Here is a 22708-nt window from a genome sequence, read left to right as displayed (position 1 = left end):
GGAGCGATTCGCCCCCCGAATAGGGCGATTCCGGACCTTTTTGGGGCGAATGTTCGATGTTTTCGGACGATAGCCTCACCTTTCCGGGCGATTAACTTCAGGCGGAACGACAACTAGGATTCAGCCGGTTCCCGAATGCGGGTACCGCGCGGTGAATTTATAAATCGACCGGTTTTCAGCAAGTCTCCGATCGGTGCAGCAAACGATGATCATGCGTTATAATAAGACAAGATACGATGGAAAGGTGTGATGCGGAATGTCTCCCCTCCTTGATCAGCCTGTCTGGCGCGTGATCGATCAGTCCTCACTTGGCGATGGTTTTGACGGTAGACAGTCTTTTGCCGTCGATGATGCGCTGTGCCAGTCGGTCGGCGCGGGGGAGTCGCCGTGCACGGCCAGGCTTTGGGTACATCGGCGGACGGTGATGCTCGGCATTCAGGATACGCGGCTGCCGCATCTGAGCGATGCGCTGCAGGTTCTGCGGCATGCCGGCTATCGCTATGCTGTCAGAAACTCGGGTGGGCTGGCCGTTGTGCTTGATGACGAAGTTCTGAATCTCACGCTGATTTTTTCCGAAAAAGAACGGCCGCTGTCGATTGACGAAACGTTTCAGGCGATGGTCGATTTTATTGAAAAAATGCTGGCGCCATTTGGCATTTCGTTCGAAACCGGTGAAATCACCCGCTCTTATTGTCCGGGACGCTACGATCTCAGCACCGGCGGCCGAAAATTTGCCGGCATTTCTCAGCGCCGGGTCAGAAACGGTGTCGCCGTGCAGATTTATTTATGCGTGGGCGGCAGCGGGCCGGCACGTGCACAGCTGATCCGCGACTTTTACAGGCAAGGGCTCCAGGAAGTAACGACACGTTTCGCCTATCCGGATATCAATCCTCTCGTTATGGCCTCGCTCGAAGAAATCAGCGGTAAAAAACTGACCGTATCCATGATGACTGCCGCTTTTCTTCAGACACTGCAATCTTTCGGAAAAATCGTGACTTCTTCACTGTCCGATCGGGAGAGCCGTCAATTCGGCATGTATTACGAACGGATGATCCGCCGCAATGAAAAGGCCTTCCACAATGAGGCAATCCATCCAAATGGGCAGTGAACAAACGGCCCACCTTTTTTACAGACCAGCGCCGAAATCTTTAATATGAGATCAGCTTAATTATGGAGAGGACGCTAAATTTATCTATGAATTTTTTTAAAAAAAGCTGCAGTGTCCTGCTGGTATCTTTACTCGGACTGAATCTGGCCGCGTGCGCCCAAAATTCGGCCGTCCCTTCGGATCAGCAGGCAGCCAAGAATCAAGTTTCAGTCGCTCAGAAAAGCCGACCTGAAAAATCCCCGGCACAGGCAAATTCGGTGCATCCTGCTTCCATTAACTGGAACGCTCCGTCCGATGGTGCTTATCCCGTCTTGAAAAAAGGCGAAAACATCTGGCTGGATGTCTCGATCAAGCAACAAAAAGTGTATGTAAAAAACGGCAGCAAAACGCTTTACACAATGATCGCCTCAACCGGACTGGATACCAATCCGGACAATTCGACACCGACCGGCACTTATTACATTCAGGCCGAGCGGGGCCAGTGGTTCTATACCCCTCAATATAATGAAGGGGCCATGTATTGGGTATCCTGGAAAAACCATGGCGAATTTCTTTTTCACAGTGTGCCTATGGACAAGAATCAGCACGTGCTCCCAGCGGATGCTGAAAAACTGGGTCAGAGAGATTCGCACGGCTGCATCCATCTGACCGTTCCGGACGCAAAATGGGTGTATGAACATATTCCCTTTAACACAAAAGTGGTTATCCAAGGCTGATAGAGAAGACCAAGAGTTGATCATTTGTATTGTCAAATTTAAAAGCCGCTGAAATCCCGTCATCATTGGCGATTTCAGCGGCTTCATTTTTTTAGTTAATCCGTATTTTCATTAACACCAGGCAGCAAACGATGCTTTCCGGCTAAAGCAGCCGATACGCAGCCCTTCATTTGGACGACCGGACAAGAATGACTTTCTTGCGGCCGGCACCGATGCTGGCGAATGATTCAGGCGTAACTTTCCAACATTCCGGCACCGCCAGCCCTCAGCAGCGCTCTTTTCAGCTGTTTCACATGATCACCTTCCACGACGACCAGGCAGTCGTTTTCCCGTGACAGATTGGCAAACAGAAAAGAAAGCAATTCCGGCAGCTGATGAACTTCCTCCACTTTGTTTTTTCCATAGACATAGACGGTCTGCCCCATTTTTTCACAGTAACGGTAGAAGCGGATCATCGGCTTTACCCGAAACGCCGCCGCACAGACTTTAAATGAAAAAATGTTTTTCATGATCTTTCCTCCTTACTGACTTGACCGCGGATTGCGCATCCTCATCGGACAGGAACATCATACAGCGCAATTTTGAACGTTTCCTGAAAGATCTGTTCCTTCATCATCTTAAACTGCAATCCTTTTCAAACGGAGAATTTGGGAAAAAATAGACTTTTGAAGACATTTTTGCTTTTCTATAGTCTAAGCTGGAAACTGTGCATGCGTGAACCTTTACACAGTCCATTAAAATTAGAAAACTTGGCGAAGCCAAGCCCTGGCGCAGGCTGAGCCTTAGTTGCGGGGGCCAGGACGGCCTAATGCCGAACATGCCGCAGGACGCGACGCGGCGATCTGTTCGGTCGCTTATACTATCATCCTTAAAATTTTTATACTTTCCTATAGTACAAAAAATCCGCACCAAACCTTTCGGGTGCGGACTCATCATGGCTTTTAAGAATGTGCACGTTCAGGCTTTGATATCCCGTTTCGTATAAAACAGCCAGCCGATAATCACGAAGATCACGTAATAGACGGCGAGCACGGTCAATGAAAAACTGAGCGTCATGTCGCTGCGCAGCGGTGTCCCCGTCGTATACTGGGTCAGATCCGTGTTGGCGAACAGCACGTATTTCACCCAGCTGTAACCCCCGAGAAGCTGGATAATAATCGAAGAGGCCATCATTAAAAAGATCGAGAGGCCGATGGCAAGGCCGCTGTTGCGGAATGCCGACGCGATCAGGCCGGCAAACGTGACCATCATGAACAGCGAGACACAGCTCAGCAGATAGTTCTTCCAGATCGCAAGTACCCAGCTTGTTTCGTAAACCTTGCCGTTAATATAGCTCAGATGGGCTTCGGCGGCTCCGCCAAATCCGAACATGATGCCTCCGATCAGCCAGGAGAAGACAAAGAGGACGATCAGGCAGAAAACAGCAAACATTAGTGTCGAGAGATATTTGGACAACAGCACTTCCGTTCGACGGATCGGCCGGATCAGCAGTAGCTTGATCGTCCCGGTATCGAACTCACTCGCTATCGAGGTCGAAACGACGATGATGGCAAAAATACTGATCAACAAGGCGGCATTGGGCGCGGCACTTTCGACAAAGCTCCACAGCGTCATGCCCTGAGCCGGTTTAAGATTGTGATCAATCCGGTATTGGTTTGTTGCAATGGTCTGCTTATAATAATTGACTGCCTGCTTACTCCCTTTGACCTGAGCCATCTGCTGCTGGTACATTTTATTTTGCTGTACCAGGCTCTGCTTCCACTGCGTATTCTCTTTTGGCGCGGGCTGGTTCAGCTTAATGATCAGCCCGGCTGCCAGAATCATGCCGAGCAGGATGATCAGCATGACTTTGGTCGCGTTTTTACGGTAAATTTTCATATTTTCGTTTTGAATGAGTGCGAAAAAGTTAGACAAGGCCCTTCCCTCCAGTCACTTCCAAGAATCTGTCTTCGAGTGATTTGGTTACCGAAACCGCGCCGTAGATCTTCACTTGGGACATCACGAGCGTATCAATAACGACCGGAATCTTTTCATGATCGATGGCCAGCTCAATCGCCTGAGGTTCAATCGATTCCGTTTCAATCGCCAGTTTTTCTTTGACAACCCGGGCAGCCATTGCTCCGTCGTCAACGGTCAGGCGGACCTTTTCCCCGCCTTCCTGAACAAATTCGTTCACCGTCTCCACGCCGAGCAGTTTCCCTTTCTGGATAATGCCGATCCGGTCGCACATCAGCTGCATCTCCGAAAGCAGGTGGCTGGAGACGATCACCGCCACGCCTTCTTTGCGTGTCAGGTCATGCAGATAGTTGCGCAGGTCACGGATGCCCTGCGGATCGAGCCCGTTCGTCGGTTCGTCGAGAATCAGAACGGACGGCCGGTGAAGCAGAGCCTGCGCCAGTCCGAGCCTCTGACGCATTCCAAGCGAGTAGCGTTTGACTTTCTCGTTGATCCGCTCTTTCAGGTCGACCAGTTCGACCACTTCGTCAATCCGCTTCTTATCGATCCCCGGGATCATCCGGGCATAATGGATGAGGTTCTGGTAGCCGGTCAGAAATTTGTACATTTCCGGATTCTCAACGATCGCCCCTACCTGGCGCAGGGCCTGTTTAAATTCGCTTTTCACGCTGTGCCCCTGAATAAAAATATTGCCCTTGGTCATCCGCATCAGGCCGACGACCATCCGGATCGTCGTCGTTTTCCCGGCACCGTTCGGGCCAAGGAAACCAAAGACTTCTCCGCCGTAGATTTCAAAACTCAGATCATCAATCACCGTCTTACTGCCAAACTTTTTTGTGACGTGTTCCAGCTTCACCGCCGGCTTCTTCTCGGCTTCTACCTTACTGTTCATACTCTTTCACCATCCAATCGACTAAACTGAGATTTTCCTTGCTGCGAATCTCCTCGACACTTTTCGTATCCAGAATTTCGCCGTTCTTAATCAGAATGACGGTGTCCAGCAGGGGTTCAATCTCCTGCAGTTCATGCGTTGTCAGCACAACCGTCTGTTTCTCAAGATCAATGAATGAAATCAGTCCTTTAATAATCGACTGGCGCACCATCGGATCAAGCCCCGACAACGGCTCATCCATGAGGATGAACGGCGCGTCTCTGGACAGCGTGACGACAATTTTGAGCCGCCCGCGGTTGCCTTTTGACAGATGCTTCACTTTCTGATTCCGGTCCAGCTTCATGAAATCAATCATTTCTTCTGCCTTTGCCCTGTTGAAATCACCGAACGTCTGCGCATAGAAATCAAGCGTCTGCTTCACCGTGAAAAAAGAATAGTAAGCGTCCAGTTCCGACAAAAAAGCGACCTTGGTGCAGATCTTTCGGCTCGCCATCACACCGTCGACAAGCACCGTTCCTTTCGTCGGACGGATGAGACCGGAAATCAGTTTGAGCGTCGTCGACTTTCCGCTTCCGTTCGAGCCAATCAGACCGACAATGTGCCCCGGTTCAATCTGCAAGCTGACATCCTTCAGCGCTTTTTTTGTCAGATACCGTTTCGATACATGATCCAGCTGAATCACTGGTTCCCCTCCTTTGTGCATTCTTCGTCAAAGTAATGCTTTAATCCTTCAAGCATTTCGGCCTCTGAGTAGCCCATTTCGTTCATCTCGCGAACGAAGGCGGAAATGTGCCGTTCCTTCAGTTCATTGCGCATCCGGCCAAGTGTCTCCTGATTTTCCGTCACATAGGTTCCCTGCCCCCTCCGCTTCTCCACAATACCCTCCTCCTCCAGCTCGCGATAGGTTCTCTGTACCGTATTCGGATTCACACCCGAATCAATCGCCAGATCCCGCACGGACGGCAGCCGCTCGCCGACACCGATTTCCCCGCGGATGATTCTGTTCTTGATGCGCTCGCAAAGCTGGAGATAGATCGGTACAGAAGGGTTAAACGTTTCTGCCATCTTCATAACCTCCTTCGTACGATTTCCGGCACAGGTTTTTTTAAGACATTTCCAGCTTGTGATCCATCAGCCAGGCCGATAAAGAGAAGAAAATCGCCATGACCAAAAAATCAAACACGAAGCTGCCGAAATATACCGGAACCACTGTATGGATCGCTGGTGTTGAGAGCCAAAAACCAATCACAGATTCAGGCAGCTCTCCCCACTCGGTAACGGCCGTATATAGACCAAGCTGTACGAATTTAACCAGTAAAAATGTAACAACGCCCAGTCCTGCAATCATGAAGATCCACGCCCACTTGCCAATCCTCGACCGCATACAGAGAAGAACGATCCAGAGAAAAGTAAAAATAATGCCCGTGTAAATCGCAATCCAGTAAATATAAGCAACAGCCAGAGTGGCAATTCGATAGATATGCACTTCAGGAGACGGAGACACCGCTGTTGGGCCTGACATCAGATACCCTATCCATGTATAGATCCCGACCACAAGAAGCGAAAGCGTCATGTAGATGATGCCGCTGACGAGTTTGGCGGCAAGCATCGACCAGCCGGGCAACGGATTGTGCAGCCACAGATGAAAAGTCTTTTTTTCCATAGAAACATTGACAACCATATAGCCAAATAGATAAAGAAAATGAAAGCCGATTAAAACCAGGCCGGTAACAGTTATCGCTGCACGGCTGCCGCTTCGAAATGCCAGATAAATACCAAGCGCCATCACGGCAAGCTGACATATGAGGAAAATAAAAAAACCAAGGCCTCCAAGCCGCATCTCCTTTTTTAATAAAGTAGTCCAGACTGCCATAGCCAAACCCCCAGTTGCTGATTGATCTTCTGTATTAGTTACATAGTACACTAGATGTAAAATCATGTCAATTTGAAAACAGAAAATTTAAGACATAAAACAAAAATTTTACATAGTGTTAAAAAAGCTATAAAACAAGCATAGCCATCGGAATGCGATCCTGAACCCCGCGCTGCTGACTCTGACCTGTTTAAGTATGTATTGCTGATAACTTCATCTCAAGTTGTGAAAAGTTCGGCACAACGGCCCTATGTTCAGCCGCTTTTAAATTGATCAGCCGTTCTCATTTTTCAGGAAAAAATCTATAATCGTTGTATCTGCTTTCATGTAATCCGTGTTGCCACCAACAACAGCTTCATTATTAAGACTGAAAATTCGAAGAGGATAAACCTCTCATATTGCTCGGTTAAAGCCAACACTTTTTTAGTTTTAGTGAACTTTATAAGCCAATGAGCAGATGCGAATTGTTTATAAATGAAATGGCAACCGCAAGTTGACAGATAGTTGGTAGTCTGCAACCGAAAAATTTGCTAGTTTTTTATTGAGGAGGTGATACCAATGACGTTAGGTGAAAAGATACAAGAGCTAAGAAAAGCAAACAAAATGTCGCAAGAAAGAATGGCAGAACGATTAGGTGTCAGCCGGCAGGCGGTATCGAAATGGGAAACCGGAGTTTCCAATCCCAATACTGAAAATTTAATCTGTCTGGCGGAAATCTTTCATGTATCTGTTGAAGAACTTACTCATCCAAACACGAGAGTTGAGTTAGTGCTTGACTTAAGAAAGGAGATTGATCTTGTGAAAGAAAAGACTAAGAAAATGAAGTTCATTGTTGCGGGATTTTTATTCCTATTCATTGGGACGTTTATAGCCGCTTTGGTTACTAGATTTAACGGATATGACAGCATGACTGTCTTATTTCTGATTATTTTATCTTGTATTTTTATGCTGCTTGCTTTCCTGCCAATCATGATTACCATTTTGAGACTTGTGTACCGTGATTGTAAACAAAGGGGAATCAAACCCGTCTTTTGGGTATTCATCTCAATAAGCATGGTCGGGCTTATGTACTATATCCTGAAAAGAGATTATTTGCTGAACAATGCGTTGGGGGAAAAATAGCAGAAAGAAAGGACCAGAAATATGGCCTGTTGTGTTTTGACAATAAAGGTGTTTAATCATGAAGCCACCTTTCTACGCAGTAAAATTGTTCCCATTCAAAATAAAATTGTTTAAAATTATCAGTAATGAGCGACTTATATTGGAAAAGCAGACGTGAACTGCGCAACAGTCAGATCGAATTTAGAAAGTCAAACCAAAATAACGAAAAGTCAAACCGAATCCGGAGAAAGTCGAACCGAAATTGAGAGGTTGAACCGAATCAAGCCAAAGTTGAACCGATACGCCAATAAGTCGGACCAAAATAACGAAAAGTCAAACCGAATTCGGAGAAAGTCGAACCGAAATTGAGAGGTTGAACCGAATCAAGCCGAAGTTGAACCGATACGCCAATAAGTCGGACCAAAATAACGAAAAGTCGAACCGAATCCGGAGAAAGTCGAACCAAAAATGAGAAGTCGAACCGAATCAAGCCAAAGTCGAACCGAGCTGAGTCAACATGATAAAAAAAGTTCATCCATTTGCTCTTTACTTCATTTTTATCGATTTTATGCCCCGTACATGCTTACTCGCAACAAAATGACGATTTGGTGTGTGATCCGCAACGCCCGGCTTTGTCAACAGAAAATAGCAAAATTAAGCTTTTGCCCTGCTGTTTTCTAAAAGGCTGATTTCATCTGCGCTCTCCATATTCTGAGATGGAAAATCGCCGTACTTATTCTTAGAATCAAGAATTGCCAGTACCAAGTGAGGCTGCTCCCTATTTTTTATCCATGTCCGCTTTATTTCGTATCATCCTTGATTTTCCTGATGGGGCCGCCCCACATCCGCCGTTTCACTGTCCCGTCCGTTGTATGCTATAATAAACCGAAGAAAAATCCGACTAAATGGAGTGAAGCAGCATCTATGCTTGATTATCAGCAAAAGCTGGCGATTATTGAATCATTTCCCGAGCTTGAGAAGAAAGAGGTCTCCCTCGGAAGGGTCAACTTCCAATATTCGGGAAGTGTTGCGGATAAAAAGAACGTGGTTTATCATCTGCACCCGAACGGCAACGGCTATGTCTACGCCAAAGGCATCGGCGGATACGAGGCCGACGCGAAGGGCATGGTCAACATCCGTGATTTTTCGGAGGAAGACCTGCAAGCGATCATTAAAAAGGCGATTCACGCGCTTTCCGCAGAGGGCGCCTATGAAACCGCAACCGCAGACGGGAATGATCACGAGATTTGGCTGAGCCGCAACGGACAGAAACTTGAAGTGATCTATGAAAACGAGCTGTGGAATGTCTACGCCGGAGAGCTCCTGGACGGCACTTTCCGGACGTACCGCGAGGCCCGGGAATACCTGATTGAGGAAGGCTTCCGACCGGAAACAACAAGAAACCGCTGATCCCCTGCCGGGCAGCGGTTTTTTGTTGCCTTATTCAAACAGAGCACTTCAACTTTCTGATCTTTCATTTTAACTTTCAAACCGTCTTATTTTTCTCCCTTTCTACCATGGTGCGCTTGTCCATATTGTTTATAATTGTTAATAAAAGAGGATTGCTCAGAATATGTGTCAGGAGGTGCCCGATGTGAGACTTTATTTCGATCTTTTCGAAAATGATCAGCCGGTTCCTTCCCTTGCCTGAGAAAAGGGACGGTCAATACAGGATTGTTTTTAGTTTTTTAAAGTCCCTTTCCTCGGGAGTATGAATGGATTCCCAACTAAGAAAGGGTGGAAAAATATGAAACCATCGATTATCGGCGCTCTTTGCTTGTCGCTCGCGGCAGGCATATGGGGCGGTATGTACGTGGTCAGTAAATATATTCTTAATTATGTTTCCCCGCTCGCTTTGGTGTGGTTCCGTTATGCACTGGCTGTGTCTGTACTGTTCTTTATTATCCTGATCATGCGCATCAGAAAACACGAGCGGACGCACCTTAAAAAAAATGACTGGATCATGCTGGTGTGGATCGGTTTTATCGGTTATTTCGTATCAATCGTCTGCCAGTTCACCGGCACAAAGCTGTCGGACGCCCACACCGGGTCGATCATTACTTCCGCAACGCCGGCATTTGTGGTTGTCTTTGCCAGAATCATTTTAAAAGAAGCTCTGACGGTAAAAAAAGTCCTGTCGCTTGTCATCGCGACGACGGGTGTCGTTATTACGATCGGTCTGCCGGATCACCCTGGAGATTATTTCTGGGGCTGTCTGATTCTTGTTCTGGCTGCCGTAACCTGGGCACTGTTGTCCGTCTATGTCAAGAAGGCTTCTGCAACCTTGTCATCACTGACAATTACAGCTTACGCCATGCTCTTTGCCCTGTTTTTCACGACGCCGTTCATGGCTCATGACTGGGCTGCGGGATCCGTTCATCTTGAAAGCAGCACGATCGTTCTCGGCGTACTCTACCTTGGCATCATTTCCACAGCCGGCGCCTTTTTTCTGTGGAACAAAGGTCTGGCAATGATGGATGCCGGAATCGGTTCGCTGTTTCTCTTCTTTCAGCCGATGATCGGGACACTGCTCGGGTGGCTGCTCCTTGGTGAAAAATTAACTATGGGCTTCGGTATTGGGAGTGTGATGATCCTGCTTGGCGTTGCCGTCGCCGCCATGGAAAAGAAGCATGAACCGGCTTCCGGCAATGCAGACGCGAGTTGCAGCGGAAATACACCAGCTAAATAGAAATTGCCAAAAAGTCCGATTCGCATTTTAGCGAATCGGACTTTTTTATACAAATAAGAAAGTATAAAAATAAAAAATTAGAGGTGTCTAGTATAAGAAAAACTAAGGCTCAGGCCGTCGTCAAAGACTTGGCTTCACCAAGTTTTTCTTATCAGCGAGCAGCCCTCTGTTCGGAGCTGCTTTCCATGATTTCGGTGCAACTTTTTCCCAGTTCGGAGCTGCTTCCGCCTAGTTCATCCGAAAGTGGTAAAAGTTCTTCCCAATCGTCAGGAAGCTCATCCGAAGCAGCAAAAAATTCGAAACAGCTCAACAAAATAATGGGCTGCTTTCCGTAACCTCGAGGTCAATCAGCCCTGAAACCTCAATCTTGCTTCTCATGTCTTTTTGAATCATCGCTACTTTACCGAAACGGCAATCTGCACCAGACTCATCGGGTCGGTCACATCTGTGAGCTGGTACACGGTCCGGCCGTCCTGCCACATGACCTGACTTTTCCGGTTGTCCGTATACACCTGAATCAACCCGTATTGATGCGGAACGGGCAGCAGATACGTATCCAGATAGGCGACGATATTTTTCGCCAAACTGATCCCTTTCTCCTGATCGGATGTCGGGGAAAGGGCCATCAATGTCCAGCGGCCCTCATTCCACGAGACTCCTGCCGTACCGGCTCCTGCAGCTTCATATCCAGTTATTCGGTGGCCGAGATCGACCGGCTGGCCGTCGGAAGCGCCATACTGGTGAAAAGTGATCTGTCCTCCTGCCTCCGCATCATTCGAATAAGTGACGGCCTTCAGTGTGACAAGAGTCTCGGCCTGTGAAAGCGAGGGGTCATTGACTTTTACCGGACGGGCCGTTTGTTTATAAGTGACCGTATAACCTGAAGAAGTGCCCTGTGCCTGCGCCGAAATGTCATAACCGCCTGAAACGGGTACCAATTGCGGAAGTTTAACGTTTGCCGCTGTTTTCAGCGCCGCCCTGATTTCCTGCTGGGTCTGTTCGAATGATCCTTGATTAACGGAGGCCGTGCCACTACCTGCTTGAGTTTTCTGATCGGCTGTGCTGCTGCTCGTTTTCGAGCTTTGTTCATTGTTCCGGCTGGCAGAACTTTTGCCGGCTCCGCTTGAACTTCCGTAAGAGCCGGTGGTGTAATGCGCGCAGCCGGCAATCAGAAAAACAGCCAACACCACGGTGATTAAGACGCTCAGTTTCTTCATGACGCAATCCCTCCTTGACGTAACTTCTTGGATGATTTTGAATGGACGGCGGGAAAAACGGCAGTCAAGCTTTCTGATGCCGGCGAAGCGACAGCGTCTGTTTCGCCGTGATGATCGCCAGTTTATAGACATCATCCGCCGAACAGCCGCGCGACAGATCGTTGACCGGTTTATTCAGGCCCTGGAGAATCGGGCCGATAGCCACATATCCGCCGAGCCGCTGAACCATTTTATAACCGATGTTGCCGGCATCGATATTCGGAAAAATAAAGACGTTTGCCTGCCCTCTGATTGGAGAGTCCGGAGCTTTTCTTTCAGCTACGGAAGGCACATAGGCGGCGTCAAATTGCAGCTCTCCATCGATGAGGAGTTCAGGAGCCATTTGTCTGGCCAGTTTTACAGCTTCGGTCACTTTATCGATCGACGGATCTTTGGCCGATCCCTTGGTTGAGAAACTGAGCATGGCGATTCTCGGATCGATCCCGAACAGCCTTGCTGTCCCAGCGGACTCGACCGCAATTTCCGCCAGCGTCTCACTGTCCGGCGCAATATTGATTCCGCAGTCGGCAAAGACGAATTCTTCCTCGCCCTTGACCATGATGAACGCTCCGGAAATTCGTTTCTTCCCAGGCTGAGCTTTAATAATTTGAAGCGCCGGCCGGACCGTATCCGCCGTTGAATGTGCGGCCCCGCTCACCAGCCCGTCCGCTTCCCCCATATACACGAGCATCGTTCCGTAATATCCGGGATCGCTGAGCCATTTTTGTGCCTGTCCGCTATCGGTCTTCCCTTTCCTGCGCGCGACAAGTGCTTCAACTAGGCTGTCCATTCGCGTTTCCGTTTCAGGATGCCTGAACAGAATTTTCTGCTGATCCGCAAGCAGGCGGATCTCCGGGGCCGCCTGCTCCCGCTTTCCGATCAGAATCGGCTGAATAATACCTTCAGCCGCCAGCTTCCGAACCGCCGCCAGGATTCGTTCGTCCCCGCTCTCAGGAAAGACAATCACCGGTCTGCTCTCTTTTACCTCGGCCTTAAGCCTGTCAAACAAATCCGCCATGTTGCCGCCTCCAATTGAAATTTCCCTATCACTGTTATCTATCCCAAGTATAAACTAAATGAAACGATCCGACATCCTGAAAATTAATTTGATCGTGCCGAAGATTCGCGAATCATCTTGTCGCAGACGGCCGCTATACTGTGATATAGTTAATAAATAAAGAAAAATTTGGCGAAGCCAAGTCTCAGACGCCGGCTGAGTCTTAGTTTTTCTGATACTAAACTCCGCTAATCTTTTTATATTTTCTATTTGCAGAACAAACAGATAAAGAGGTGTATTGCAGTGGCCGAAGCAGCAGAAACACTTGACGGATGGTACTGCCTGCATGATTTCCGGACCGTTGACTGGTCTTTGTGGAAAGCCCTTTCGGATCATGAAAAAGAAGAAGCCATTCAGGAATTCAACAGTTTTCTTACTCAGTGGGAGCTGATCGAACAAAACCGCGAAGGAAGCTACGCCTTCTATTCTATTCTCGGTCAGAAGGCCGATTTCGTCATCATGTCGCTCAGGCCGACCATGGACGAGCTTAACGAACTTGAGACGGCATTCAATAAATCGAAACTTGCCGAGGTGACGGTGCCGGCTTATTCTTATGTTTCCGTCGTCGAACTGAGCAATTATCTGGGCAGCGGCGAGGGAGATCCGTACGCTCACCCGCGTGTCCGGGCGCGCCTGTATCCAGTTCTGCCCAAAACCGGCTATTTTTGTTTCTATCCCATGGACAAAAAACGGGACCAGAGCGACAACTGGTATATGCTCCCGATGGAAAATCGGCGTGAACTAATGAAAAGCCACGGCTTGATCGGACGCCGTTACGCCGGGAAGATCACTCAGATCATCACCGGTTCGGTCGGTTTCGACGACTGGGAATGGGGGGTCACTCTCTTCGCGGACGATGCACTTCAGTTCAAGAAAATCGTCTATGAAATGCGATTTGACGAGGCGAGCGCCCGTTTCGGCGAATTCGGACCGTTTTATGTCGGATCGCTGCTCGATGAGGAAAAATTTATGAAGATGCTCGCCGTCTAATTCAACAAAGGGTACCGAACGGCCCGCCCGAACCAGGGGTGGGCCGTTTTTGATCATTCATGATATTCGGACCCGTCCTTTCTCGGGCTTTTGTCATCATTTTCTCCAAGCCGCATAGTCTTTAAAAGTATGCGGCAAACAGCCCTGACCTGCTTGACTGTACATCAATGAAATCTGTTCACAAACTGAATTTTTCAGATAAAAGGGGGTGTCCGGCCATGGCTGTCATCCAATATACATCGAGCGATGTATCGCTGCTCGCCCGGCTGATGCGTGCGGAAGCCGAAGGGGACGGCCAGCTCGGCATGCTGCTGGTCGGCAATGTCGGTGTCAACCGAGTTCTTGGCAATTGTCTCGATTTTAACGGCATCACAAGTATTCAACAGATGGTCTTTCAAAGTCCCGGCGGATTTGAGGCAACGCAGCACGGGTATTTCTATCAGGCTGCGCGTTCGCAGGACAAAAGGCTGGCAAAGCGCGTCATCAACGGCGAGCGCTTCAATCCGGCAACGAATTCGCTCTGGTTTTTCAAGCCTCCGGCCACGTGCCCAGCTCAGTGGTTCAACCAATGGAACACCGGCCGCTTTAAGGCGCATTGTTTCTTTGCCCCCACTCCGCAAGAATGTCCGCGGGTCTACTGATCCCGCTGAAAACCGTTTTAGAAAACCTGATTTCCCGATTTTCAGCGCAATACGCCGATTAACTTATTTTTAAGGAGTGATTCGAATCATGAGTGATCAATTTCCGCCGGAAAAATGGCCGTATGGTGCTTCATTCAATCCAGAGTACGGAGAGGTTCAGAACTGGGAAACTTTGAGACAGCAGACACCGCAGCAGGCGGGAAGTGCCTCGTTCCCTTTTCCCGGGCAGTTCGCTACGCCGTCAGGTGCCGCCGTCCCGCCACAGACCCTGCCTTATCCTTACCCGTCCTATACCATACCTGCGGGGGCACCCGCTCCGGCTCCGGCAGCTCCGGCAGTGCCTTCAGCGGCCGCACCGACTTTCGTCGAACAATCCTATATCGAAAATATTTTGAGGCTCAATCTTGGTAAAACCGCTACCGTTTACGCAACATTTGAGGGGAACACAGAATGGAACGCGAAAAAATTCACCGGCACCATCGAAGCAGCTGGCCGCGACCATGTCATCGTCGTCGACAGGCAAACATCGGTGCGCTACTTGATTCCAATGGTATTCGTCAATTATTTTGAGTTTACAGAGCCGCTGGAATACGCCTATCCTTTTGCACCGCCTTCCACCGGAAGATAGAAGGCCAGCAGTACAGGAATAAAAAATAAAACGAGCCGGAGTGAGCTGTTTCATACACTTTACTTCGACCCGTTTTTCACTATTTATGTGTTCTAGAAAGGTGTTATCCCTTGACTGCGGCCAGAATCACCAGTACCCAGCTGATCAGAAATGCCACGCCGCCGAACGGTGTAATCGCCCCAAGCGCATCGATGCGGGTGATGCTGAGCGCATAAAGGCTCCCGGAAAACAGAACCACGCCAAGCACCATCAGCCATCCGGCCCACTGCAGCGTGCCCGCCGACCCGCGGAACACGCTCAATGCAAGAATGCCGATCAGAATCAGTCCGAGACTGTGAAACATCTGATACTGGACACCCGTCTGAAAGATGGAAAGATAATGATCACCCAGGCGTGCTTTCAGGACATGAGCCCCGAAAGCACCGAAAGAGACCGAAAGAAACGCGAGCAGAGATCCAAGGACAATTAAAATTTTCATCTGTGCACCCCTCCTGTATCTGAAGCGGCGGCACCCGTCTTTTTGTATGCCTCGCTCCGTTTGATAAAACGCGCATAGACAGCCTGCAGCCAGCGCTTGTTGACGCCGAAATCAGCGAACCCTTTCTGTGACTGGATACGGCAGACAATCTGTTTTTTCTCTTCATCAAAATAAAATACACCGGCATGCGGCATATGAAAAAGCGCCGTACGAAAGCACGCGAAAATAAACCGTTGATCTTCTTCCTCGATTTCCGAACCGTAAATGGATACGATCGCTTCGATCAGCATCTTTTTTGCGGAGCCGAGCGGCACACCTTCATAAGAAAGCGGCGCCATACGCCGGTTCGGGTTCGGGTGGTTCGTCGCCACGGCAATCGGCTTTCTCGGACAATCTTCCCATTTTTCCCCGGTCAGCCCGGAGTCATCTTTTGGCACCACGTTCATCATCCTCAGTTATACTTAACTCAAGATCAGTAAAAAGCTGGCTGTGAAAAGACACACCCTAGCAAGACGCTAAGCAAAGTATAACTTTTTAAACGCGCGGACACAATCATGTCAGTTCAAACGAAAAGCCGGGCGCAAAACGTCCGGCCATTTTTTCTCCTTCATGAACGCGAAGCCCGGTTCTGCTGAAAAGAACCGGCAGTTTTTCACTTGATGCACCGCACTATTGGAAACTCCGCTCATTCTTTCCAATACTTTTTATAGATCGCCTGTGTACCGCTGTTTTCTTCGCCCGCCTTAGCAAGTTCATCGTAAATTTTCTTCGACAGAGCAAGGCCGGGGGTATCGAGTCCCATACTTTTCGCCGACTCAAGCGCGATCCGTTCATCCTTGATCAGGTGCTTGATATAAAAACCCGGTTCAAAATCGCCCTTCAGCATCCGTCGCCCGAGATTGGAAAGCGACCAGCTGCCGGCTGCGCCGGTTTCGATACTTTCCATCACTTTATCCGTGTTCAGCCCCGCATGTTTTGCGTAGGAAAGTGCCTCGGCAACGCCGATCATATTCGAAGCGATGGCAATCTGGTTGGCCATTTTGGTGTGCTGACCCGATCCCGCTTTGCCCTGGTAGACGATCTTCTTCCCCATCGCCTGAAAAACCGGTGCCATCGCTTCGGCATCTTCTTTTTCCCCGCCGATCATGATGGACAGCGTGCCGTTCTCCGCGCCGACATCGCCGCCGGAAACCGGTGCGTCTAATGAGCGGAGCCCCTTCTCTTTTGCCGCGTCGCTGATTTTTTCAGCCAGCTGAGGCGATGAAGTCGTCATGTCGATCAAATAGGTACCTGGTTTGGCATGATCGAGTATGCCATTATCGAAATAAACCGACTCGACATCCTTAGGATAGCCGACCATTGTGATTACGACATCCGCGGCTTCGGCAATCGCGGCCGGACTTTCCTTCCAGACCGCCCCTTCGGCCAAAAGTTCATCCGTCTTGCCCTTTGTCCGGTTATAAACATAAAGCTTAAAACCGGCCTTCATCAGGTTACGGATCATTCCTCTGCCCATAACGCCCGTTCCGATAAATCCGACAACTTTTTCTCCCATGAATCCCACTCGCTTCCATGCTTTTTCGACTTTTCTGCCATTCCTAACGATAGCATGAAAAACGGCCGAATTCACGCAAAAAGGAAAGCCGCGCCTTTCGCCTCAGACTTTTCTGATTTGAAAAAAGTGAGTAAAAACCCATGGATACTGCGGCATAGCGAAATTCAGCTGCCAGCTGCCGATGCCGCCCAGTCTCGCATTGTAAACAATTTGCGCTTTATTGAACAGGCTGCGTGTGTCTTCGAACCAGACGACGTGATTCTGCCCGTTATCATCCGTATAGTAAAAATAGGCGGCCTGATCGGCTTCGGAGTAATTGATCGGGACCTGCTCGCTCATCGCGAGATTGACTGCCGCCTGATTTGTGATCGCCTGCCCTGGCGTCTGACCGGAATAGGGAATCACCCAATCATAACCATAGAACGGCGTGCCCATAATAATCTTGCTGCGGTCAATAAGGGAAGCCGCGTAACGAACCGTTCTGCGAACAAGTTCAATCGGTGCCGTCGCTCCGGGTTCGCTTCCTGCATGATGCCAGTCATAGGCCATGATGAAGACAAGATCGACAACCGCACCGATCGCTTCGTAGTCATAACCTTTCACCCAAGGAACCGTATCGTCCGTCTTCGCAGGAACGGCAATACTCAGATTGAGTCCGGCCGCCTGGGTCCTCGCTTTCAGCGCCTGCAGGAATGTGACAAAGGCTTCCCGGTCGGCAGCGAGCACTCCTTCAAAATCAATGTTGATTCCGCCATACCCGTGCGAAGTCGCCAGATTCATCATATTGTCGATCAGGTGCGCCTGTACGTCGGGCGTATTCACTACACGATGCACGAGTGCGGAATTAAATCCTGATTCGGATAGATTGGTCACCGTCAGTATCGGCGTCACACGTCCGCGCCAGGCCGACAGTACCGCCGCGCTGTCATTCAGCGGACTTAAATCGCCGTTCCAGTTGAAATGGGTCTCAAATAAAGCAATATAAGTCAGATAGGGCGCGTGGCCTTCGATCAGCGCCTGATCGGCGGCAGGCGTCCGAAGCTGCGTATAGCTGAAAGATGTCACCAGACGCCTATCAATCTTTGGAAGATTCAGCTTCATCCCGGGGCTCAGATTCTCCGGGCGAATGCCCGGATTCGCCTGCATCAATGCGTTCAGCGGCACAAAGGCCATACGCGATATCGTCCAGAAACTGTCCCCCGGCTGCACGACATAAACATCACTGGTCACGAGCAACGCCTGACCGGTGACAATATTTGTTGCCGTTAATCCGTTCACCGCTCTTAATGTATCAACAGATATAGCAAACTTCTGTCCGATGCCATACAGAGAGTCTCCCGTTTTCACTGTATAGACAAACATAGTCTCATCCTTTCCGCCCGCCCTTGCCCCGGGCGTACGCTTTTCGCCTGATGATTATTAGGCGTTTCCCTCTATCCTATTCTCCGCGTTTGCAGGTGTGCCTCTCAAGGATCCGCGGGCACCCCTTATTGACAGAGCACGGATTAATGCGTAAGATTTTTCTCGTCTATTGTTCTTTCCCGCCCCCGGAAGTCATTCAGCGGTTCGGGAAATGTACGTGGCAACCGATAAAGTCCTGCCCGCGGCCGAAAACTGCCCGCAGCGGCTGATCAATCAGCGGGATTCTGTTGCGATTCTCCCGTCCGGGAATAGTGTAATAGAAATGACCCTTGAAATTGGAGGCTTATTCATTCATGGTTGATTTCATTCCTTCAGAACTTGTCCGGACCATACCTGAAAATTATTTTGCCCGGATTGACCGGATGATCGACGTTTTTGAGAATAAAGGAATTGATCTGATTCATTTGGAAAAAGGAAGCCCGGATCAGCCGACCCCGGATCATATTGTCCGCGCGCTCGACCGTGCTTCGCGGCTTCCGGAGAATCAAGGCTATCCTCCGTACGGAGGCAAACGGAGTGCCAAGGAAGCCATCGCCTCATTCTATTTGCGGGAATACGGAGTGACCCTTGATCCTGAGACGGAAATCACGGTTTTTGACGGGGCAACGATTGCCATCGCCGCACTTCCCCATGTTTTGCTTAACCCGGGCGATATCATGATCACGACGGATCCCGGCTACCCGATGTATTTTTCCTGCCCGTCACTGGCCCGCGCCGATGTATACGGCATTCCGGTACGCGCCGAAGACAGCTTCCTGCCGGATTACCGGACGATTCCGGATCAGATTCTGGAGAAGGCCCGTCTGCTGATGCTGAACTATCCGAACAATCCGACCGGCGCCATCGCGACGGAAAAATTTTTCGCCGACACGCTTACCTTCGCACGGGTGCACAACTTGCCTGTCGTGCATGACTTCGCTTACGCCGCCTTCGGATTCGACGGCACGCGTCCGCGCAGTTTCCTGCAAACGCCGGGAGCCAAAGAACAGGGCATTGAAGTTTACACGATGTCCAAGACGTATAATATGGCCGGCTGGCGTTTCGGATTTGCTGCCGGCAACGCCTCGATCATCCGTGCGCTCAACCGTTTTCACGAAATGGCCCACAGCGACGTGTTCGGCGCGGTTCAGGATGCCGCATCCGCCGCGCTGCTCGGCCCCCAGGACTCCGTCCGCGATCTGTGCGCTCTTTACGAACGGCGCCGAAACGTCCTTGTCGAAAGCCTGCGCGCGATCGGCTGGAACGTTCAGGCACCGAAGGGCTCGTTTTTCTGCTGGTTCAGGGTGCCTGACGGGTATACATCGGAAACGTTTGTCCGTGCGCTGCTCGAACGCGCGCACGTTGCCATGGCGCCGGGAGTCGGATTCGGAAGCCACGGCGATCTGTTTGTGCGCGCGGGATTGCTGGAGCCCGAAGACCGCCTTCGCGAAGCCGCAAGAAGAATTCAGGCATCCGGCGTACTGCAGACGATGAGCGTATGACCAGCCATCTGCTTCGGGCATCTTTTGATTCTATGAACAAGGGCCGGGGAAACTTTCCCCGGCCCTTGTTCACTGCAATCCTTTTTTAAAGAACCTCATAGCCAATCAGCAGAATAACAGCCAAAATGACGATAATCAGGATCCACATAAAGAAAGTGGGTTCTTTTCTCCTGCGTCTGCCAAGCGTCATCTCCATCATGCCGATCAAGATCAGTGCGAGAATCCCTTTTAGAATAAACAGCCATGGAAAACCCTTCAGCGCAAGCATCCATACACCGGTCACGAGCATCACAAGATAGGCGAGCCGCAGGCCCATGTTCCATCCGCGCTGCCGATAGAAGGCGAAACTGAGAATAAACAGCAGCACCATGATTCCCCACATGCCGCTATGTGTATGTAGCAAGATGTTAAACATTCACATTTCCTCCTATTGTTTTCTCCTACTAAAAAAGCAGAGCACTCTTCTCTGTTCCTCTGTCCAGTTTATCATGGAAAGCGCTCAAACGTCACAGGTTGCGCCCTGTGGAATCCCGCAGGCTGCACTGCGTCAGGGCTGAAATGGGCTTCGCAGTTATGATGAAGGCAATGATTCAACGGGATGATGCGCTGCTGGTACAAATTCCGCTTCCTGAAACCTATGCAACAGTCCCCAAACATTTCATCATTTGAAAAATGATCTGGAATCGGCACCCCACTCATTCTCCTTAATGGCACTGGAAACGAGCAGCGCCCTGATTGAATCTCTCAAAAAGTAAATCGGGATGGTGTGTCCATCCCGATTTTATCGTCATTTGTTTTATTGGATTTTATCACGCTTGCCTGTTTACTCAGCATAGTGCCGTCGTGAAATATCGCACTTTTCAAGCGGAATCAGTTTCGCCTTCATCTTCCATTTGGCAATCAACCAGACGGCAAGAAAGACAGGAATGCCGATGTAAGCCGCGATCAGGCTGCCCCAATCGATCTTTCCGCTGGAAAAGGCGCTGAAGCTCTGCCCAATGACAACGACCATGCAGACCGCGAAGGCAAACAGCGGCCCGAACGGAAACCATTTGGCGCGATAGGGCAGATTTTCAAGTTTTCCCCCCTGAGCGATATAAGCCCGGCGAAAGCGCCAGTGGCTGACGGCGATGCCGAGCCAGGCAATGAAGCCGCACATGCCCGAAGCGCTGAGCAGCCAGTTGTAAACGACGCCGTCGCCAAAACCAGACGCGAGAAAAGCAAGAAACCCGAATGCCGCAGTAATCAACAGCGACCAGATGGGAATGCCGTTTTTCGTTACAAAACCGAGGAATCTCGGTGCTTTGCCCTTTTTCGCGAGCGCATAAAGGATCCGCGTCGAGGCGTACAGCCCGGAGTTCCCGGCCGAAAGCACCGCGGTCAGAATTACGGCGTTCATGACGGAAGCCGCGACCGCAAGCCCGGCCTTCTGAAACACAAGTGTAAACGGACTGACCATCACCGTGTCGGTAATCGACAAGTTATGATTTGTATAAGGAATGATCATGCTGATGACAAAGATCGCGAAAATATAGAACAGCAAGATCCGCCAGAATATCGTTTTCATCGCTTTCGGTACATTTTTCTCCGGGTGCGTGCTTTCACCTGCACTGACACCAAGCAGCTCCGTACCCTGAAATGAATAGCCGGCCGCCAGAAAAACACCGAAAGCGGCCAGGAAGCCACCGTGGAAAGGCGCGTCGCCGATCGTAAAATTGTGGAACCCTGGCACGCCGCCGCCAATGATCCCGATGATCATCAGGACGCCGATGATGATAAAAACAATGACTGTCGCGACTTTGATAAAAGCGAACCAATATTCCGACTCACCATACCCTTTGACAGACAATGCATTCAGTAAAAATATAACGAGCAGAAACAGGCCGCTCCAGAGCATGGACGGGCTGTCCGGAAACCAGAACTTCATGATCACTGTTGCAGCGGACAGTTCGCTTGCAATCGTGACCGCCCAGTTGTACCAGTAGTTCCAGCCGAGCGCAAAGCCGAACGACGGGTCGACGAACCTCGCCGCATAGGTGCTGAACGAGCCGCTTGTTGGCATGAACGCGGCGAGCTCGCCGAGGCTGGTCATCAGGAAATAGACCATGATGCCGATGACGCCGTAAGCAAGCAGTGCTCCGCCCGGTCCCGCCGAATAGATCGAGTTGCCGCTTGCCAGAAACAGCCCTGTTCCAATCGCGCCGCCGAGCGCAATCATCGTCAGATGGCGCGATTGGAGTCCGCGTTTTAACGTGCGCTCTTCCTGTACTTTTCTCTCTTGCTGTAATTCCTGCTGCATCTTTCTCTCTCCCTTTTCTCGTTTTCGGGAGACCGGTGAAGAAAATAAAAAACCGCCGGAAGCATATCATGCCTGGGGCGGACGAGACTTATCATACATAGGAGACTGTTAAAAAAGCGGCCTGATCCACACCGAACCTGTCCGGCGCGGGTTTTTAAGGCCCGCAAATCCATTGCGGAAACGTCGGCGCGGTTCCTGAAAAGAATCTTTCACAACCTTGCCGCTGCCCGTCCGGCACCTTTTTCAACATACACTCAAACCGTGTGACTGTTCGAGAGACCGACATGTTTCCATACGGTCCATCTCTTACTTTCTCCACCCATGTCTTCCATCGATAGCACATCACATGGATTTCCATGTGACAGTCCCGTCCCTGTTCGGAAGCGGTCCCAGCACGCCCGGCAAGGAACCGGGCGCACTTCGGCGATGTTTCCTTTCACGCATGTTCGACGGCCTCCTTTTGCCTCCAATGCGCTAATCTTAAACACCGCAACCTCTACCTCCTCTTGACGATACGAGGAGATCGGTCTTGAATGCCAACAGGCTTCATTTTACCTGCTATAAAC

The 22708-nt window shown here is 50.0% G+C and carries 23 protein-coding genes and 1 riboswitch; of the genes, 9 read left to right on the top strand and 14 right to left on the bottom strand.

The window, feature by feature from the left end; all coding sequences use genetic code 11:
- Positions 1-256: 256 nt before the first annotated feature.
- Positions 257-1108, top strand: a complete 852-nt coding sequence (locus tag IEX81_RS06350) for a lipoate--protein ligase family protein (RefSeq protein WP_188802237.1) — start codon at positions 257-259, stop codon at positions 1106-1108.
- Positions 1109-1194: 86 nt separating this feature from the next.
- On the top strand, positions 1195-1824 hold the full coding sequence (locus tag IEX81_RS06345; RefSeq protein WP_188802236.1) for a L,D-transpeptidase: 630 nt from the start codon (positions 1195-1197) through the stop codon (positions 1822-1824).
- A gap of 227 nt (positions 1825-2051) precedes the next feature.
- On the opposite strand, the gene IEX81_RS06340 is transcribed toward IEX81_RS06345, so the two are convergent.
- The 6 genes from IEX81_RS06340 to IEX81_RS06315 all read right to left on the bottom strand — a co-directional run bounded on the left by IEX81_RS06340 (position 2052) and on the right by IEX81_RS06315 (position 6545).
- Positions 2052-2333 (bottom strand): hypothetical protein, encoded by a 282-nt coding sequence (locus IEX81_RS06340; protein ID WP_188802235.1) that lies wholly within the window; start codon positions 2331-2333, stop codon positions 2052-2054.
- A 448-nt stretch (positions 2334-2781) separates the two neighbouring features.
- On the bottom strand, positions 2782-3738 hold the full coding sequence (locus IEX81_RS06335) for an ABC transporter permease (protein WP_188802234.1): 957 nt from the start codon (positions 3736-3738) through the stop codon (positions 2782-2784).
- Positions 3731-4672, bottom strand: coding sequence for an ABC transporter ATP-binding protein (locus IEX81_RS06330; RefSeq protein WP_188802233.1), 942 nt, complete (start codon positions 4670-4672; stop codon positions 3731-3733). The genes IEX81_RS06335 and IEX81_RS06330 overlap by 8 nt, the downstream gene beginning before the upstream one ends.
- On the bottom strand, positions 4662-5354 hold the full coding sequence (locus tag IEX81_RS06325) for an ABC transporter ATP-binding protein (RefSeq protein WP_188802232.1): 693 nt from the start codon (positions 5352-5354) through the stop codon (positions 4662-4664). The genes IEX81_RS06330 and IEX81_RS06325 overlap by 11 nt, the downstream gene beginning before the upstream one ends.
- Complete coding sequence (locus tag IEX81_RS06320) at positions 5351-5737, bottom strand: GntR family transcriptional regulator (RefSeq protein WP_188802231.1); 387 nt, start codon at positions 5735-5737, stop codon at positions 5351-5353. The genes IEX81_RS06325 and IEX81_RS06320 overlap by 4 nt, the downstream gene beginning before the upstream one ends.
- A gap of 40 nt (positions 5738-5777) precedes the next feature.
- The gene (locus tag IEX81_RS06315; RefSeq protein ID WP_188802230.1) at positions 5778-6545 is read right to left on the bottom strand and encodes a hypothetical protein; all 768 of its coding nucleotides are present in this window, start codon (positions 6543-6545) and stop codon (positions 5778-5780) included.
- A 558-nt stretch (positions 6546-7103) separates the two neighbouring features.
- On the opposite strand from IEX81_RS06315, the gene IEX81_RS06310 reads away from it, so the two are divergent.
- The 3 genes from IEX81_RS06310 to IEX81_RS06300 all read left to right on the top strand — a co-directional run bounded on the left by IEX81_RS06310 (position 7104) and on the right by IEX81_RS06300 (position 10335).
- A complete protein-coding gene (locus IEX81_RS06310) occupies positions 7104-7667 on the top strand; it encodes a helix-turn-helix domain-containing protein (RefSeq protein WP_188802229.1) in 564 nt (187 codons plus the stop codon).
- Positions 7668-8570: 903 nt separating this feature from the next.
- Positions 8571-9056 (top strand): hypothetical protein, encoded by a 486-nt coding sequence (locus IEX81_RS06305; RefSeq protein ID WP_188802228.1) that lies wholly within the window; start codon positions 8571-8573, stop codon positions 9054-9056.
- A 337-nt stretch (positions 9057-9393) separates the two neighbouring features.
- Positions 9394-10335 carry a DMT family transporter gene (locus IEX81_RS06300; RefSeq protein ID WP_188802227.1) on the top strand — a complete coding sequence of 314 codons (942 nt, stop codon included), beginning with the start codon at positions 9394-9396 and terminating at the stop codon, positions 10333-10335.
- Between the two features lie 395 nt (positions 10336-10730).
- On the opposite strand, the gene IEX81_RS06295 is transcribed toward IEX81_RS06300, so the two are convergent.
- A complete protein-coding gene (locus IEX81_RS06295) occupies positions 10731-11552 on the bottom strand; it encodes a hypothetical protein (RefSeq protein WP_188802226.1) in 822 nt (273 codons plus the stop codon).
- Between the two features lie 64 nt (positions 11553-11616).
- Entirely contained in the window at positions 11617-12609 is a 993-nt protein-coding gene (pta, locus tag IEX81_RS06290; RefSeq protein ID WP_188802225.1) for a phosphate acetyltransferase, read from the bottom strand.
- A gap of 282 nt (positions 12610-12891) precedes the next feature.
- Here pta and hemQ point away from each other — a divergent pair, with 282 nt between their 5' ends.
- The 3 genes from hemQ (at position 12892) to gerQ (ending at position 14907) form a co-directional block, all read left to right on the top strand.
- On the top strand, positions 12892-13638 hold the full coding sequence (hemQ, locus tag IEX81_RS06285) for a hydrogen peroxide-dependent heme synthase (RefSeq protein ID WP_188802224.1): 747 nt from the start codon (positions 12892-12894) through the stop codon (positions 13636-13638).
- A 218-nt stretch (positions 13639-13856) separates the two neighbouring features.
- The gene (locus IEX81_RS06280; RefSeq protein ID WP_188802223.1) at positions 13857-14279 is read left to right on the top strand and encodes a cell wall hydrolase; all 423 of its coding nucleotides are present in this window, start codon (positions 13857-13859) and stop codon (positions 14277-14279) included.
- An 88-nt stretch (positions 14280-14367) separates the two neighbouring features.
- Complete coding sequence (gene gerQ / locus IEX81_RS06275; RefSeq protein ID WP_188802222.1) at positions 14368-14907, top strand: spore coat protein GerQ; 540 nt, start codon at positions 14368-14370, stop codon at positions 14905-14907.
- Positions 14908-15010: 103 nt separating this feature from the next.
- Here gerQ and IEX81_RS06270 read toward each other — a convergent pair whose 3' ends face one another.
- The 4 genes from IEX81_RS06270 to IEX81_RS06255 form a co-directional block, all read right to left on the bottom strand.
- Complete coding sequence (locus IEX81_RS06270) at positions 15011-15385, bottom strand: DUF423 domain-containing protein (RefSeq protein WP_188802221.1); 375 nt, start codon at positions 15383-15385, stop codon at positions 15011-15013.
- Positions 15382-15822 (bottom strand): DUF1499 domain-containing protein, encoded by a 441-nt coding sequence (locus IEX81_RS06265; protein WP_188802220.1) that lies wholly within the window; start codon positions 15820-15822, stop codon positions 15382-15384. Before IEX81_RS06265 ends, IEX81_RS06270 begins: the two co-directional genes overlap by 4 nt.
- A gap of 248 nt (positions 15823-16070) precedes the next feature.
- On the bottom strand, positions 16071-16991 hold the full coding sequence (locus IEX81_RS06260; RefSeq protein WP_268239321.1) for an NAD(P)-dependent oxidoreductase: 921 nt from the start codon (positions 16989-16991) through the stop codon (positions 16071-16073).
- 51 nt (positions 16992-17042) lie between these two features.
- Positions 17043-18302 carry a glycosyl hydrolase family 18 protein gene (locus IEX81_RS06255; RefSeq protein ID WP_188802219.1) on the bottom strand — a complete coding sequence of 420 codons (1260 nt, stop codon included), beginning with the start codon at positions 18300-18302 and terminating at the stop codon, positions 17043-17045.
- 353 nt (positions 18303-18655) lie between these two features.
- Between IEX81_RS06255 and IEX81_RS06250 the strand changes: the two genes are divergently transcribed.
- Positions 18656-19843 carry an aminotransferase class I/II-fold pyridoxal phosphate-dependent enzyme gene (locus IEX81_RS06250; RefSeq protein WP_188802218.1) on the top strand — a complete coding sequence of 396 codons (1188 nt, stop codon included), beginning with the start codon at positions 18656-18658 and terminating at the stop codon, positions 19841-19843.
- 85 nt (positions 19844-19928) lie between these two features.
- Here the strand turns inward: IEX81_RS06250 and IEX81_RS06245 are convergent, their stop codons facing one another.
- Together IEX81_RS06245 and IEX81_RS06240 are read right to left on the bottom strand one after the other, a co-directional pair.
- The gene (locus tag IEX81_RS06245) at positions 19929-20258 is read right to left on the bottom strand and encodes a DUF1516 family protein (protein WP_188802217.1); all 330 of its coding nucleotides are present in this window, start codon (positions 20256-20258) and stop codon (positions 19929-19931) included.
- A gap of 408 nt (positions 20259-20666) precedes the next feature.
- Positions 20667-22142 carry an amino acid permease gene (locus IEX81_RS06240; RefSeq protein WP_188802216.1) on the bottom strand — a complete coding sequence of 492 codons (1476 nt, stop codon included), beginning with the start codon at positions 22140-22142 and terminating at the stop codon, positions 20667-20669.
- 327 nt (positions 22143-22469) lie between these two features.
- Positions 22470-22649, bottom strand: a riboswitch (Lysine riboswitch).
- Between the last annotated feature and the right edge of the window lie 59 nt (positions 22650-22708).

This window comes from Sporolactobacillus putidus, from assembly GCF_014647035.1.
GTDB lineage: Bacteria > Bacillota > Bacilli > Bacillales > Sporolactobacillaceae > Sporolactobacillus > Sporolactobacillus putidus.
The sequence above is the reverse complement of the archived record's forward strand: the minus strand, read 5'-3'. Positions and strand labels throughout refer to the sequence as shown.

Bases quoted from the DNA above. Each gene is read 5' to 3' on its own strand.
- IEX81_RS06350 (WP_188802237.1), top strand. From the start codon at position 257: ATGTCTCCCCTCCTTGATCAGCCTGTCTGGCGCGTGATCGATCAGTCC.
- IEX81_RS06345 (WP_188802236.1), top strand. From the start codon at position 1,195: ATGAATTTTTTTAAAAAAAGCTGCAGTGTCCTGCTGGTATCTTTACTC.
- IEX81_RS06340 (WP_188802235.1), bottom strand. From the start codon at position 2,333: ATGAAAAACATTTTTTCATTTAAAGTCTGTGCGGCGGCGTTTCGGGTA.
- IEX81_RS06330 (WP_188802233.1), bottom strand. From the start codon at position 4,672: ATGAACAGTAAGGTAGAAGCCGAGAAGAAGCCGGCGGTGAAGCTGGAA.
- IEX81_RS06320 (WP_188802231.1), bottom strand. From the start codon at position 5,737: ATGGCAGAAACGTTTAACCCTTCTGTACCGATCTATCTCCAGCTTTGC.
- IEX81_RS06315 (WP_188802230.1), bottom strand. From the start codon at position 6,545: ATGGCAGTCTGGACTACTTTATTAAAAAAGGAGATGCGGCTTGGAGGC.
- IEX81_RS06310 (WP_188802229.1), top strand. From the start codon at position 7,104: ATGACGTTAGGTGAAAAGATACAAGAGCTAAGAAAAGCAAACAAAATG.
- IEX81_RS06305 (WP_188802228.1), top strand. From the start codon at position 8,571: ATGCTTGATTATCAGCAAAAGCTGGCGATTATTGAATCATTTCCCGAG.
- IEX81_RS06300 (WP_188802227.1), top strand. From the start codon at position 9,394: ATGAAACCATCGATTATCGGCGCTCTTTGCTTGTCGCTCGCGGCAGGC.
- IEX81_RS06295 (WP_188802226.1), bottom strand. From the start codon at position 11,552: ATGAAGAAACTGAGCGTCTTAATCACCGTGGTGTTGGCTGTTTTTCTG.
- pta (WP_188802225.1), bottom strand. From the start codon at position 12,609: ATGGCGGATTTGTTTGACAGGCTTAAGGCCGAGGTAAAAGAGAGCAGA.
- IEX81_RS06280 (WP_188802223.1), top strand. From the start codon at position 13,857: ATGGCTGTCATCCAATATACATCGAGCGATGTATCGCTGCTCGCCCGG.
- gerQ (WP_188802222.1), top strand. From the start codon at position 14,368: ATGAGTGATCAATTTCCGCCGGAAAAATGGCCGTATGGTGCTTCATTC.
- IEX81_RS06270 (WP_188802221.1), bottom strand. From the start codon at position 15,385: ATGAAAATTTTAATTGTCCTTGGATCTCTGCTCGCGTTTCTTTCGGTC.
- IEX81_RS06255 (WP_188802219.1), bottom strand. From the start codon at position 18,302: ATGTTTGTCTATACAGTGAAAACGGGAGACTCTCTGTATGGCATCGGA.
- IEX81_RS06250 (WP_188802218.1), top strand. From the start codon at position 18,656: ATGGTTGATTTCATTCCTTCAGAACTTGTCCGGACCATACCTGAAAAT.
- IEX81_RS06245 (WP_188802217.1), bottom strand. From the start codon at position 20,258: ATGTTTAACATCTTGCTACATACACATAGCGGCATGTGGGGAATCATG.
- IEX81_RS06240 (WP_188802216.1), bottom strand. From the start codon at position 22,142: ATGCAGCAGGAATTACAGCAAGAGAGAAAAGTACAGGAAGAGCGCACG.